This is a genomic window from Campylobacter concisus (genome assembly GCF_001891085.1).
GTDB classification, from domain to species: Bacteria; Campylobacterota; Campylobacteria; order Campylobacterales; family Campylobacteraceae; genus Campylobacter_A; species Campylobacter_A concisus_O.
In genome coordinates this window covers 13,082-26,999 of sequence record NZ_JXUP01000010.1, presented here as the reverse complement: position 1 = coordinate 26,999, position 13,918 = coordinate 13,082, and the positions used below count along the sequence as shown (strand labels likewise).

At 39.3% G+C, this 13,918-nt stretch carries 15 protein-coding genes; 9 read left to right on the top strand and 6 right to left on the bottom strand.

Features of this window, described 5'->3' with window-relative positions; translation table 11 throughout:
• The first annotated feature begins 9 nt into the window (after positions 1-9).
• From TH67_RS08980 to TH67_RS08960, 6 genes are all read left to right on the top strand, one after another.
• Complete coding sequence (locus tag TH67_RS08980) at positions 10-690, top strand: putative quinol monooxygenase (RefSeq protein ID WP_072595268.1); 681 nt, start codon at positions 10-12, stop codon at positions 688-690.
• Positions 691-698: 8 nt separating this feature from the next.
• The gene (locus tag TH67_RS10415) at positions 699-857 is read left to right on the top strand and encodes a hypothetical protein (protein WP_180371753.1); all 159 of its coding nucleotides are present in this window, start codon (positions 699-701) and stop codon (positions 855-857) included.
• 135 nt (positions 858-992) lie between these two features.
• Positions 993-1,553, top strand: a complete 561-nt coding sequence (locus TH67_RS08975; protein WP_072595267.1) for an NAD(P)H-dependent oxidoreductase — start codon at positions 993-995, stop codon at positions 1,551-1,553.
• The gene (locus tag TH67_RS08970; RefSeq protein ID WP_072595266.1) at positions 1,550-1,774 is read left to right on the top strand and encodes a DUF2798 domain-containing protein; all 225 of its coding nucleotides are present in this window, start codon (positions 1,550-1,552) and stop codon (positions 1,772-1,774) included. The genes TH67_RS08975 and TH67_RS08970 overlap by 4 nt, the downstream gene beginning before the upstream one ends.
• 93 nt (positions 1,775-1,867) lie before the next feature.
• Complete coding sequence (locus TH67_RS08965) at positions 1,868-2,512, top strand: ferritin family protein (RefSeq protein ID WP_072595265.1); 645 nt, start codon at positions 1,868-1,870, stop codon at positions 2,510-2,512.
• Positions 2,513-2,622: 110 nt separating this feature from the next.
• The gene (locus tag TH67_RS08960) at positions 2,623-2,913 is read left to right on the top strand and encodes a DUF5339 domain-containing protein (RefSeq protein WP_002940734.1); all 291 of its coding nucleotides are present in this window, start codon (positions 2,623-2,625) and stop codon (positions 2,911-2,913) included.
• Between the two features lie 30 nt (positions 2,914-2,943).
• Here TH67_RS08960 and rmuC read toward each other — a convergent pair whose 3' ends face one another.
• Both rmuC and ilvD read right to left on the bottom strand, forming a co-directional pair.
• Positions 2,944-4,512 (bottom strand): DNA recombination protein RmuC, encoded by a 1,569-nt coding sequence (gene rmuC / locus TH67_RS08955; RefSeq protein WP_072595264.1) that lies wholly within the window; start codon positions 4,510-4,512, stop codon positions 2,944-2,946.
• Positions 4,513-4,591: 79 nt separating this feature from the next.
• Positions 4,592-6,265, bottom strand: a complete 1,674-nt coding sequence (ilvD, locus tag TH67_RS08950) for a dihydroxy-acid dehydratase (RefSeq protein ID WP_072595263.1) — start codon at positions 6,263-6,265, stop codon at positions 4,592-4,594.
• A 318-nt stretch (positions 6,266-6,583) separates the two neighbouring features.
• Between ilvD and TH67_RS10710 the strand changes: the two genes are divergently transcribed.
• Entirely contained in the window at positions 6,584-6,712 is a 129-nt protein-coding gene (locus TH67_RS10710; RefSeq protein ID WP_257638070.1) for a hypothetical protein, read from the top strand.
• 75 nt (positions 6,713-6,787) lie between these two features.
• The gene (locus TH67_RS08945) at positions 6,788-7,138 is read left to right on the top strand and encodes a hypothetical protein (protein ID WP_072595262.1); all 351 of its coding nucleotides are present in this window, start codon (positions 6,788-6,790) and stop codon (positions 7,136-7,138) included.
• Positions 7,139-7,173: 35 nt separating this feature from the next.
• On the opposite strand, the gene TH67_RS08940 is transcribed toward TH67_RS08945, so the two are convergent.
• The 4 genes from TH67_RS08940 to TH67_RS08925 form a co-directional block, all read right to left on the bottom strand.
• Positions 7,174-8,943 carry an aryl-sulfate sulfotransferase gene (locus TH67_RS08940; RefSeq protein ID WP_072595261.1) on the bottom strand — a complete coding sequence of 590 codons (1,770 nt, stop codon included), beginning with the start codon at positions 8,941-8,943 and terminating at the stop codon, positions 7,174-7,176.
• A gap of 265 nt (positions 8,944-9,208) precedes the next feature.
• The gene (locus tag TH67_RS08935) at positions 9,209-10,333 is read right to left on the bottom strand and encodes a cytochrome d ubiquinol oxidase subunit II (protein WP_072595260.1); all 1,125 of its coding nucleotides are present in this window, start codon (positions 10,331-10,333) and stop codon (positions 9,209-9,211) included.
• The gene (locus tag TH67_RS08930; protein ID WP_072595259.1) at positions 10,326-11,861 is read right to left on the bottom strand and encodes a cytochrome ubiquinol oxidase subunit I; all 1,536 of its coding nucleotides are present in this window, start codon (positions 11,859-11,861) and stop codon (positions 10,326-10,328) included. The genes TH67_RS08935 and TH67_RS08930 overlap by 8 nt, the downstream gene beginning before the upstream one ends.
• A gap of 1 nt (position 11,862) precedes the next feature.
• Entirely contained in the window at positions 11,863-12,078 is a 216-nt protein-coding gene (locus tag TH67_RS08925; RefSeq protein ID WP_072595258.1) for a DUF4492 domain-containing protein, read from the bottom strand.
• Between the two features lie 125 nt (positions 12,079-12,203).
• On the opposite strand from TH67_RS08925, the gene TH67_RS08920 reads away from it, so the two are divergent.
• On the top strand, positions 12,204-13,838 hold the full coding sequence (locus TH67_RS08920; protein ID WP_072595257.1) for a CTP synthase: 1,635 nt from the start codon (positions 12,204-12,206) through the stop codon (positions 13,836-13,838).
• Positions 13,839-13,918 lie beyond the last annotated feature (80 nt).

The following is a 13,918-nucleotide window of genomic DNA, read 5'->3' as shown; positions in this document are numbered from 1 at the left end:
GGAAATTTGATGATAAAAAAGCTATTTTTACTAGCGGTTTTGGCGGCGTTTGCCTTTGGGGCGGAGGCAAAAGTGAGCTTATATGAGCTGCTTTCAACGCCAAATAACAAGAGTTTGCTAAGACAGCTTGGTAGGGAAAATATACTAAGCTCAAAGAGCGAGCCAGGCACGCAGGCGATCTTTTTTGCGAGCGCAAAGAGCAAGCCAGAGCTATTTTACGTGCTTGAGTTTTACAAGGACGAGGCGGCTTATAAAAAGCATATAAGCTCGGCGCATTTTAAGAAATTTGCAAGCGCGAGCGCTGAAATTTTAGCTAGCAAAAAGGCTATAAGCGTGAAAAAAAGGGCTGCGTTTTCTAAAAATTTAACGCCAGAGCGCCTAAAAGATGCCTACTTTCACATTACAAACTTAAGCCTTTTAGCAAAGAGCGATGCGAAATTTGAAAAGATCATCAAAAAATATATGCAAAAAAGCGTAGATGAGGGCGCTTATGCGCAGTTTGCCTTTAGTCAAAAAGAGACGCCAAACAAATGGGTGCTGGTTGAAATTTACAAAGATGAAGCTAGCTTTGAGAGCTACCGCCACAGCGAAAACTACAAGGCTTACGCCAAAGAGCGAGCTGGGCTAATAGATGAATTTGACGGCTTTGGTCTTAATAATGAGACCTCATTTAGCAAGGTAAAATTTTAGGAGATGTTATGAAGAAAATTTCACTTTTTTGCGCACTAGCACTTGTTAGTAGCACGGCTTTTGCCCTTGATAGGGCTGGATGTGAGAGTTTAAAAGATGTGAAAATTTTAAACAACGAGATGATAGATGCGCTGTGGAACGAAAAGGATAAAGAGCATGCTAGCTAAGAGCAAGACCTATGCTGGCAAGGAATTTTTGGTGTGTGCGTATCCAAAGGTGGCTACATACGTGGGTGGCGACACGAGCAAGGCTAGTAGTTTTGTTTGCAAGTAAATTTAAGAAAGTAAATTTAAGGGGCAAAAATGAGTGAAATTTTAGTAGTATCAGGTCACACAGACCTTGAAAATTCTTTTGCGAATAAGATCATCTTGAGCGGGCTAAAAAAGCACTTGCCAGAGGCTAAATTTGACATACTAAGCGAGCTTTATAAAAACTACGCTATCGATGTAAAAGCCGAGCAAGAAAAGCTAGTAAAGGCTGATGTGATCGTGCTTGTTTATCCATTTTTCTGGTACGGCGTGCCATCGCTTTTGCAAAAGTGGCTTGAAGATGTGCTAGTTCATGGCTTCTCTCACGGCAGCAAGGGAGATAAGCTACATGGCAAAAAGCTAGTGCTTTCATTTACCTCTGGCGCGCCTGAGGAGCTTTATAAAAAAGAGGCGCTTCAGCGCTATGAGATAGAGGAGTTTTTGCCGCCACTTATGGCGCTAGCAAATATGTGTGGCATGGAGTTTGCAGGCTATGTTTATAGCGGAGGGCTATCATATCAGAGCAGGCACGATGAGGCAAAGCTTGCTTTGATGAGGCAAAAGGCGCTTGATCATGCAAAGAGGCTAGAGGAGTTGATAGGTAAAATTTCATGATACCAGCGAAATTTTATAGATATGTTTTTGCGTTTATAATGTCAGCATTTATGGCATTTTTTATGTCGTTTGTGCTGACGTATCTAAACCTTGGCTTTGTTGATGGTTTTGTAAAAATTTGGCTAATTGCTTATGTAAAAGCCTTTGTAGTAGCTTATCCTGTGCTTTTGCTAGTTTCTCCATTTGTAACAAAACTCACACAAATTTTGTGTAAAAAATAAAATAATAATATACGTTATCAATAAAAATTATTATTTACTTATTTTAATTATTTGGTTATAATCCACTCAAAATTTATCAAAATAGGAGTCAAAATGAGACAGTACGAAACATACAAATGCGAAAAATGCGGTAACGAGATCGAGGTGCAAAAGGTTGGCGGCGGTACACTAACCTGTTGCGGCGAAGAGATGAAATGTGTGACTGAAAATTTAACAGCGGTAAATTTGATGAAGGCATTTGCTGGCGAGTCACAAGCTAGAAACAAGTATGAGCTTTACGGCGATCTAGCCAAAGAAGTAGGCTATCACGCAATAGCCAGACACTTTTACGAGGCAGCTGAAAATGAAAAATGGCACGCAAGAGCAGAGTTTAAAAAATATCACGAGATGATGAACGATCCGATCGATAAGATGGATAAAAATTTACTTGATGCGGCAGCTGGCGAAAACTACGAGCATACGACGATGTATCCAGACTTTGCAAAGATCGCAAAAGAAGAAGAGCTAAGAGATGTTGAGAGGCTATTTAACGCGATCGGCAAGGTTGAAGTTGAGCATGAGAGGGAGTATTTAGAGCTTAAAAAGATGCTTGATGAAGAGGGCTTTTTTGAGAGTGAAGAAGAAGATATCTGGGTTTGCGAGGTGTGCGGACACGTTCACAGAGGCAAAAAAGCTCCAGGCGCTTGCCCACTTTGCAAAGCTCCAAAAGAGTATTTTAAGCGCGAATTCTTAGGCTAAAAAAGCCAAAATTTAGCCAAGGCGCTTGTCTTGGCTAAATTTAATAAATTTAAATCTATTTAAAATAAAAAAGTTATATAATCTCCTTAAATTTTCACAAGGAGAAAGAGATGAAAAAATCACTTTTAGTTTTAGCTACTCTTGGCTTTGCACTAAGCCTAAACGCTGCAGATCTTACAGATACTTGCAAGTCTTACTTCTCAGACATCGACAAAATGGTCGAAGCTTACAAACAAGCTGGTCAAGAGCAACAAGTAAAAATGTATGAAGATCAAAAGAAACAATCAATGGATCAACTAGCTTCTTTACCAAAAGAGCAACAAGACGCTACTTGCAAACAAGCTAAAGAGATGTTTGCTCAAGTAATGGATCAAATGAAAAAACAAGGTCTTTTAAAATAAATTTTTATGGCTAGTTTTTCTAGCCATATCCTAATCCTCTTTTTCTAATTCGTCATTTACGCCGATCTCTTTTACTTTTATATCTTTTTGATCGTCTGGAGACAAGCGTTTAAAATTTTCAAGTCTACTAACAAGACCATCTCTACCACTAAAACTTGATGCAAGGGCGTTAAAATGTTTATTTGCAGTATTTAGTGTATTGCTAAGTCTATTCATATGCTCGGCTACATTGCGGACTTTATCATAAATTTTAATCGCACTCTTTACGATATTTTTGGCCTCTTCATTGCCACGCTCTATGCGCCATAAATTTGCCACTGTGCGAAGAATAGGCATAAGCGTAGTGTGAGATACTAGTATTACGCGCTTTTGAAATGCGTAGTCAAAAAGTGAACTATCAAATTTCATAGCCTCGATATATGCTGGCTCAATTGGTATAAACATCAATACAAAATCAGGGCTATCAGGTACGATCTCGCCGTAATTTTTACTATTTAAGCTATCTATGTGATTTTTCATAGAGGCGATATGCTCTTTCAATGCTAAATTTAGCTCCTCTTCGTTGCTAGCTGTGATAGCCTTTTCGTAAGCTATAAGTGAGACTTTAGAATCAACTATTAGGTGTTTGCCATCTGGTATCTTTACTATAAAATCAGGAATAAGACGTTTACCTTCTTCGTTCTTGAAATTTTGTTGTGTCAAGTAATGCTCATCTTTTACAAGTCCAGAAGCCTCAAATGTGCGTTCAAGCTGTATTTCACCCCAGTTTCCAAGTGTTTTATTGCTACCTTTTAGTGCAGTGGCTAGTGAGTTTGCCTCTTTTGACATTGAGATACCAATCTCACTTATGTGCTTAATCTGCGTTCCTAACGCGCTCATGCCTTTAACTGATTCGTCGTGGACTGCATTTACGCGCTCTTGAAAGGTTGAAATTTGCTCCTTTAGCGGCTTTAGCAAAAGATCTAAAGAATTTTGGCTATTTTGTGTGAAATTCGCACTTTTTTCTTCAAATATTTTATTTGCAAGATTAGAAAATTCTAAATTTAACTCATTTTTTACTTTTAATAAATTTGCCTCTTGCTCTTTTAGACTATTTTCTTTTGCTTCTATTTCATTTCTAAGCACAGCCATATCACGTTTTAATCTATTTTCTCTCTCACTCACTTCAGCTAAAGCATTTTTATTTTGATTTAGCTCAGCCAGTGTTGCAGTGAAATTTGCCTCGTTATTCTTGGCCCTTTCATTTGCTGTACCGATACTCTCTTTAAGCTCGTTTATCACGCGTTCCATTGCATCTTCGGCTTCATCTTTTTGTACTATTTTGGTTTTTAGCGCATTGATCTCGCCGATGAGCTCGTCTATTCGCTCGTGATTTGACATAAGCCTTGCTTTTTGCTCGCTAATCAGTTGCAGATTTTCACTATTTTTAGATACTAAATTTGTTAGATTTGATGAAATTTCAAAATTTTCTTGCTCTTTTTGTGTCAAATTTCTTTTTAGCTCGAGTTTGTCTCTATTAAATGAATAGATGACAAATATCGCAATCAAAAATAGTGCTCCTAAAAATATGGCAGCATAAAAATAGAAATCTTGTTGCATTTAGTATCCTTAAAAAAATGAAGAAATTTTAATATTTTTATAAAAGCAAAGAGGCTACTCCTTGCTTTATAGTAAATTTTTATGCTTCTAGCACTGCTCCGTTGCTTGCGTTTGTGACTAGCTTTTGATACTGCCTTAGCCAGCGAGAGGTTAGCGCCTTATCGACTGGTTTAAATTCCGCTCTTCTCTTTGCGATCTCGGCCTCGCTTAGGTGAACGTTTATCTCGTATTTATCGACGTCTATATCGATGATATCGCCATCTTGTAGCAAGCCTATCATGCCGCCCTCAGCTGCTTCTGGGCTCACGTGACCGATGCTTAGACCTCTTGTCGCTCCGCTAAAGCGACCATCTGTGATGAGCGCTACATCTGCACCAAGGCCTCGTCCCATGATAAGCGAAGTAGGGCTTAGCATCTCTTGCATGCCAGGGCCTCCGCGCGGACCTTCGTAGCGGATGACGACGACATCGCCTTTATCTACTTTACCACTTGAAATGCCAGCTATAGCTTCATCTTGTGAGTTAAAGCAGACTGCTTTACCGCTAAATTTACGCTCGCCAACGATGCCAGCTGTCTTGATTACACAGCCTTGCTCGGCTAAATTTCCAAACAAAATGGCAAGTCCGCCAACTTGTGAATAGGCGTTTTCTACTTTGTGAATGATGCTTTCATCTTTGATGTCACTTACCTTTACACGCTCTCCTAAAGTTTCGCCACTAACTGTGAGATTATCCAAATTTAGCATGCCATTATCTCTGCGTGAAATTTCTTTTATTACTGCATTCATGCCACCAGCTCTACCGATGTCCTCCATGTGCACATTTGGTAAGCTTGGGCTGATTTTAGCGATATGAGCGATATTTTGGCTGATTTTATTTAGCTCTTTGATGTCTAAATTTACGCCAGCCTCTCTTGAGATGGCTAGCATGTGAAGAACGGTGTTGCTGCTGCCGCCCATCGCCATATCAACGACAAGAGCGTTGCGGATCGCTTTTTCATTTAGTATGTTTCTGATTTTAAATTTCTCATCAAGTGCGATCTCACAGATCCTGCGAGCAGCCTGCCTGATGAGCTCCTCACGCTCTGGAGTTAGCGCTAGGATAGTACCGTTGCCAGGGAGTGCTATGCCCATTGCTTCACAAAGCGTGTTCATAGAATTTGCCGTAAACATACCGCTACAGCTGCCGCCACTTGGACATGCGTTGCACTCGATATCTTTTAGCTCAGCCTCATCTATCTCTTTGGTCTCAAATTTACCAACTGCCTCAAACGCAGTCGCAAGATCGATTGGCTTGCCATCTTTTGTGTAGCCTTTTTTCATTGGGCCACCGCTTACAAATACGGTTGGGACATTAACCCTCAAAGCACCCATAACCATGCCAGGGACGATCTTGTCGCAGTTTGGCATACAAACAAGTGCGTCAAGTGCGTGAGCGTTCATCACGGTTTCGATCGAGTTTGCGATGATCTCACGACTAGGCAAGCTATATAGCATGCCTCCATGCCCCATCGCGATGCCATCATCCACGCCGATGCAGTTAAACTCAAATGGAATACAGCCATTTTTGCGAATTTCATCTTTTAAAATTTGTGCGTATTTATTTAAGAAAAAGTGCCCAGGTATGATCTCTATAAAGCTGTTTGCAACGCCGATAAAGGGTTTAGCAAAGTCATCGTCTTTTAGCCCGGTCGCACGTAAAAGTGAGCGGTGTGGGGCTCTTGTGTAGCCTTTTTTGATTATGTCGCTTCTCAAATTTGATCCTTTTTAAAAATTTGAGAGGATTTTATCACATATAAAGTATCAAAGATTTTAAAAATTTTTTGCAAATTTGAAAATTTTTTTATTACATAAATAACACATTAAATTTGTAAAATTTATCCAAAAAGGATGAGCTAAATAGCTACGAAATTTCGGCAATTTTAATCAAAGCAGTATGCAAAATAATAACGTAAAAATATTATCAATGTGTTATAAATATTGATTTATAGGGCTTTATTGTACCCTGGTACAATTTACAAGACTTATGAAAATTTATACAATGCGATAAAATTTTTTAACAAGGATGATAAAATGATCGCAAAAACAGAGGGCATAAAAGTGATGCCAATGCAAACTAAAATTTTAAATTCTGGCACAAACTTTTATGAAAATAACTTCACAAATACAACTTTAATTTTTCCTTTTTACGCGAAGAAGTAAAACAACTTCTAATCTCCAAAACAAGAGCGATTTAGCTTTTATTTTAAATTTAATTTATAGTTAAGAGAGTTTTATATGCAAAGTGAAAAAACAGAAATTTTACTTGATGAAGTGAATGAAACAATAGATTCGATATTTAGAACCTGTAATAAAAATGGTGGAACAAAGAAAGCTTTGGAAAATAGAAAGCTAAATAAAGAAATTTTAAAAGATAAATTTGCATCGATCTTTTTAAAATTTGACCAGATAGATGATGATAATTTTAAAAGCATAGTTCTTTCAAGTGATGAGACAAAAGAGCTAAGCGATATGGTAAAAACATTCGAAGCGGATAAAGATATAGACTTGCCAGAACTAGAGCGAGCGATAAATTTTAACCTTACTAGAATCAAAGAAGCAATCTATAAATTTCAAAACAACAACTAAAAGCTGGTGCGAGAAAAATCTCACACCAGATACTGCTAATAACTAAATACCTCCGGATCAATAACCATCGCCCTATAAGCGACATCATCTCTTGAAGCAGAGTCCACATCCATCTCAAATTTGATCTCATTTGTCTTTGGATCGATCTCAACTAAGACCATTTTGATAGTCTTGTCAGGACGGAGTAAATTTACATTTGAGCTTGAGATAAAGTAGGTGCTTTTATCCTTTTGCCACTCAACGTTGCTAGTGACTGCGCTATAAAAGTCAAAGCCACGCTCTTTGCCAAACTGCCAAGTTTGTTCAACCGTACCCTTTTTCTCATCTATCTTGTACTCAACAGCACGGGAGTATTTATCCTCTTTAAAGGCTGGCTGCTCCATGCCCCTTGCGTCGCCATTGTCAAATACGCTTAGGTGTTTTATACTACCTTTGTTGTCGTATCTTGGCGTTAGCCATGCAGTGTGCTGAGTCCATGACCAGTCAAATTCGCCCTCGCATTTTGAGTTTTCGCATTTTATCTTATTGCCTTTGCTATCGACTGGAGTTAGCACTTTGGCTTTAAATTCTTCACTCCAGCCCTCAGGCGAAGCTAATATCCATTTTACTTTCTTGTCACGTCCTATCTTTACGATGCCTTGGTGGCGAAGCGAGAGGATAATGCTATCGTCGCTCTCATCGTATGAGATAGAATTTACGTGAGCCCAGTTTCTGCCTGTGCCAGTAGAGGTGATGTCGCCAAATGGCTGATCGTCGCTTATCTTTATCTCCTTTGCGTCCATGTCGATGTTTAGGCAAACAGCTCTAGCATCAAGCGCTTTTATGAGGTTACTGCGGTAGACGTTGTTACCAAAAATTTCATTTAGATCCCACTCTTCGACCACTTTACCGGTGCTATCGACCTCGATGATGTGATCTCTTATGGTGTGAGAAATTTTGCCGTCTTTATGATGGTAGTTGTATTTGCCAACTCTAAGAAGTGCGTGATCGTCCTTTAATGGCATAACTTCATGGCTTAGATCGATGTAGCCTCTTGGAAGCGGGCGATTATAAATTTCTTTTCCCATAAGGTCATATCTTAGATATCTTTGAGCCATGCCAAAGCTGATATCGCCATTTTTTAGCTGATGAAAGCCCATCATCATACCACCATCCATCACTCTTCTCTCGCTGCGGTCGTAAAATTTCTGATAGTCAAGATACCATCTAACCTCACCTTTGGTATCTACGATGTAGTTTTCGGTAAAGTCGTTCCAGCTAGCAGCTCCGCCATTTTTCCAATCAAGCGGTTTATAGACGCTTGTGATTGTGTTGTTTATTAGATAGAGCCTGTTTTTAAAGACAGGATCGACCTTTTTGACGCGAGTCTTTTGCATGTGAGAAAATCTAAAATCACGGCTATATGTGACGATAGGCTGGGCGTAAATTTTATATGTTTCTACCTTTTTAGCTCCATTAAATGTGTAGCTAAGCACGACCTCGTTTAGATAGTCAGGATAAAGGCCCCAAATAGGCACGCCATCATGCGTAAGCAGGGCATGCTCTGAGACGTTGTAGTCGATGTCGATACCGCCATCTGGCTTGCCTTTTACTTTGACATGGATATCTTTGATGTCTTTGCCAGCTCTATCGATGATAGCAGTTAGCGGCGATACGTCGTAGGGGTTTATAAAGACTAATCCAAGCTCGCCTTGAACCTTTACGTGATGAGCCAGGACTCCAGCCTCTAGTGGCGTGATGCCTATACTAAGACCACTAACCAAAACAGCCGCAAGGGCAACAGAACCTAAGAAATTCTTGCTCATTTTCGCTCCTTTAATAAAATTTAATGATATCTTACTACCCAAATTTCACACAAAACTAACGCTTATATGAAAAGTGGCTTAAGTAAATTTATCAAGAAGTCGTTTTAAAGAGTAAAAATAAAAAGAAGAATTTAGGAGCAAACGCCCCTAAATTTTAGTTATTTGTATCAAATTTCTTAAGAGAAAAAAGAACAAATTTATAGCTAACAAATAGCGTCACTGGCCAAAGTATCAAAAAAATTCCTGCTTCTAACATCTTTTATCCTTAGTATGCGTGATGATCGTTTTTGATCTCGTCTTGCGTGATCTTCTTGCTATCTATCGCTCGCCAGACGACGATGATATAAGTAAGCACTACTGGCACTAGCAAACTAACATAGGCCATAACGCCAAGTGTGTAGTGACTTGAGCTTGCGTTTTTGATAGTTAGCGAGCTAGCAAGGTCACTAAATGATGGATAAAATGCTGTGCCATTTAGGCCTGTTATTAAAAATAGTGCAGTCACAGCTAGTGTTACGCCAACGCCGTAAGCAAAAATTCCACGAATACTTTTTGTAAATACTCCTTGGAAAATTCCAACAAGCACCAAAACAACGCCAACAAGAAGCAATATACCGACGATAGGCATTTCGATCAAATTTATAGCGTATTTGTAAGGCATAAGGCTAACTACGCCATTTGCGTCGTATGCAAAGCCATCTTTTGTAAGTATCCACGCAAGAAAGCCTAGGAAAAATGGCAAGAATAGCACGGTGTTGATAAGTAGCTGTTTTCTAGCGTTTTGTATAAATTCGCCATCAGCGATGTTATTTATAAGATATAAGCAGCCACCTACGCGAGATAGGAAAAACATCGCTATGCCAAGCAAATACAAGTAAGGATTTGCCAATGCTTCAAGACCGCGAAATGGAGTCTTCCACTCGACAAAATTGTGTTCATTTAGCACAAAATCGCTTCCGCTAAAAAATGTACTAACCGCCATGCCAATAAGGATAACGCCAAGTGAGCCATTTATGAAAAGGAAAATTTCATAAGTTCTAGCGCCTAAGAAGTTATCAGGCTTTTTGCGGTACTCGTAGCTTACAGCTTGGATGATAAAGCAAAATAAAATAGCCAGCCAAACCCAGTAAGCACCACCAAAGCTAGTAGCATAAAATAGCGGAAATGCCGCAAAGCATGCGCCGCCAAACATAACAAGCGTTGTAAATGTAAGCTCCCATTTTCTACCGATAGAATTTATAAGCATATCTTTTTTAAGCTCGTCCTTGCCAAGGCTAAAGATGAGCGACTGCCCACCTTGAACAAACATCATAAAGACTAAAAGTCCGCCAAGAAGGCTAACTATAAACCACCAATAAATTTGTAAATTTTCTAAGCTTAAACTATGCATGGTCGTTAAATCCTATCTTTATTTGCTTAAGCATGATTTTGATCTCAGCAATTAGCAAGACCGTAAATAAAACAGCAAATAATATAAATGAAATTTTGATATTTGAGTCTGCTAAATTAGTAGCTCCAACGCCAACGGTCATGAGATCTTGTATCACCCATGGCTGACGACCGACCTCTGCTACTATCCAGCCAGCTTCAGCTGCGATGTAGCCAAGCGGTATAGTAAAGAGGCAGATCCACAAAAACGCTCTTATGTTTTCAAATTTATATTTTCTTGAGAGATTTAGATAAAGAGTGATAGCAAAAAGAGCTATGAAGTAAGTGCCAAGTGCGACCATGATGTGGAAGCTATAAAATGTAAGCGCAACTGGTGGCACAGCCTCTTTTGCGTCTTTAAGATAGCCATATCCTAAGAAATTTAGGTTGCTTTCTAAATTTGAAAGCGAAGTTTTCATTAGGCTCTCGTCATTTGCTTTTTTGGCTTCTTTGTAGTTTTTAAGAGCCTCGATAGCAACTTTGCCCTTTGCCATCTTCTCTTCAACGCTCATTATGCCGCGCTCGCTGTTGCCATAAAGTAGGTCGTTTATACCTGGCGTAAATGAGTCAAGCTCTCTGTTTGCCATGATGCCAAGTGCGTAAGGTACCTTTATCTCAAGCAAAAAGGCATCGCTCTCGTCGCCAAGCTTTTTAGCTAGGTTTAAAATACCAGCGGCAACTAGACCAGCGTTTTTCTCGCCATTATAAAGTCCCTCCATCGCAGCAAGCTTCATAGGCTGCTTTTGAGCTACAAAATATGCACTCTCATCGCCACTAAGTAACAAAAATGCCGAAGTGATAAGTCCAAATGCGCTAGCAACGACGATGCTTTTTTTAGCTAGCAAGATGTGGCGTTTTTTGATTAAAAACCAAGCAGAAATTCCTATCACAAAGATAGCTGAGATGGTGTAGCCGCTAGTTACTGTGTGTAAAAATTTGCTAATGCCAAGAGGATTTAGCGCGACTTCGAAGAAATTCTCCATCTCCATTCTAGCAGTATCTGGGTTAAATTTCATGCCTATTGGATACTGCATCCAGCCATTTGCGATTAAGATCCAAAGCGCGCTTAAATTTGAACCGATCGCAACAAGCCAAGTTGAAAATAGGTGAAATTTCTTACTAACCTTTTCCCAGCCAAAAAACATAATGGCAAAAAATGTACTCTCCATAAAAAATGCGAGCAAGCCCTCAATCGCAAGAGGAGCACCGAAGATATCGCCGACAAACCAGCTGTAATTCGCCCAGTTTGTACCAAACTCAAACTCCATGATGATGCCAGTAGCAACGCCGATAGCGAAATTTATACCAAAGAGCTTTAGCCAAAATTTCGTTATCTCAAGCCAGACTTTATCGCCGGTTTTAACATATATCGTCTCCATAATGGCGATGATAAAACTTAGCCCCAAAGTAAGTGGGACAAACAAAAAGTGGTAAATGGCAGTCAGCGCAAACTGAGCCCTAGACCAGTCAACAAAATCCATCTCAGACATTTTATTCCTTTATTAAATTACGAATTACAAATTCGCTTTTTTCTTCGTCGGTTTGAAATTTGGTATTAAGAGTCTCGTCAAAGATAAAGACCTTTAAAATTCCAAACATAATGATAAGCTTTATTATTATGAGAAGCCATAATTTCTTGCCTATTTTCATGTTTTTAAAGCCCTCTATATATAAAGAGGCAATGATGTTTAAGTAGTTTTTTATCATAGTTTTTGAAGTCTATAACAAAAAGACTTAAAGAATAATTTTTAAAATTTATACGATTAATGCCTTACTAAATATTTAAGGGGTATAATCCGCAATTAAAAAATAAATAAATTTAAGGAAATTTAATGGCAAAAGAGACGAAGTACATTTTTATCACAGGTGGAGTTTTAAGCTCACTTGGAAAAGGCATCGCAGCTGCGTCTATCGCGACTCTTTTAAAAAATTCCGGACTAAAAGTAAGTGTTTTAAAAGCTGATCCATATATCAACGTAGATCCTGGCACGATGAGCCCGCTTGAGCACGGAGAAGTCTTTGTCACAGACGATGGCGCTGAAACAGATCTAGACCTTGGTCACTACGAGAGATTTTTAGATGAGAGCCTAAGTCAGGACAATAACTTCACAACAGGCAGAGTTTATAGCTCTGTTATAGAAAAAGAGCGAAGAGGCGATTACCTTGGAAAAACTATACAAGTTATCCCTCACATCGTTGGCGAGATAGTTGATCGCATCAAAAAAGCAGGCGAGGGCAAAGATGTGCTCATTGTTGAGATCGGTGGAACAGTTGGCGACATCGAGGGCTTGCCATTTTTAGAGGCGATAAGAGCTTTAAGAGTAGAAGTTGGTAAAAAAAGAGCGCTAAATATCCACCTAACGCTTGTACCATTTATCAAAGTAGCTGGCGAGCTAAAGACAAAGCCAACCCAGCATAGTGTAGGCGAGCTAAGACGTATAGGCATAACACCAGATATCATCGTCTGCAGATCTGAAATGCCACTAAACCGCGAGCTAAAAGATAAGATAGCAGCAAGCTGTGGTGTTGAGAAAAATTGTGTCATAGAGAGCTTAGACAGCGCAAGTATCTATCAAATTCCACTTTCATTTTTAAAGCAAGATATATTAACGCCGATTGCTGAAAATTTAGGCTTTAATGAGCTAAAACCAGATATGGCAAAGTGGGATAGCCTAGTAAAAAGGATAATCGCTCCAACAAATGAAACTACAATAGCATTTGTGGGTAAATATATCGATCTAAAAGAGAGCTACAAGAGCCTAACTGAGGGCATCATCCACGCTGGAGCAAATTTGGACGCTAGGGTAAATTTACGCTGGATAGATAGCGAAAAGATAGAAGAGAACAATGTAAATGAGCTTTTAAAAGATGTTGATGGCATCTTGGTCGCTGGAGGCTTTGGCGAAAGAGGCGTTTTAGGCAAGATGCAGGCTATAAAATTTGCTCGTGAAAATAAGATCCCTTATCTTGGAATTTGCCTTGGTATGCAGCTAGCACTCATTGAGTTTGCAAGGGATGTTTTGGGCTTAGAGGATGCAAATTCTATGGAATTTGACAAAGAGTGTAAAAACCCTATCATCTATCTAATAGATAGCTTTATCGACGCCCACGGCAAAAAACAGATAAGAACGCACACAAGCCCACTTGGCGGCACTATGAGGCTAGGTGCTTATAACTGCGACATCAAGCCAAAGACGCTTTTGGCTGAAATTTATGGCAACGCAAAGAGCGTAAAAGAGCGTCACCGCCACCGCTACGAGGCAAATCCAAAATATAAAGAGACCTTTGAAAAGGCTGGTCTAATAGTAAGTGGCGAGAGCGATGGACTGATAGAGGCTATCGAGCTAAAAGGCCATCCGTGGTTTGTGGGCGTGCAGTGTCATCCTGAATTTACTAGCCGTCTAACTAAGCCAAATCCTGTGATATTAGGCTTTATAAAGGCAAGTTTAGAAAACGTCAAATCTTAAATTTAGAGCCATCTGGCTCTAAAAATTCTTTTAAAAATTTTACTGTTTTATTCAATTATTTGCCAAATAAATCCCACTAC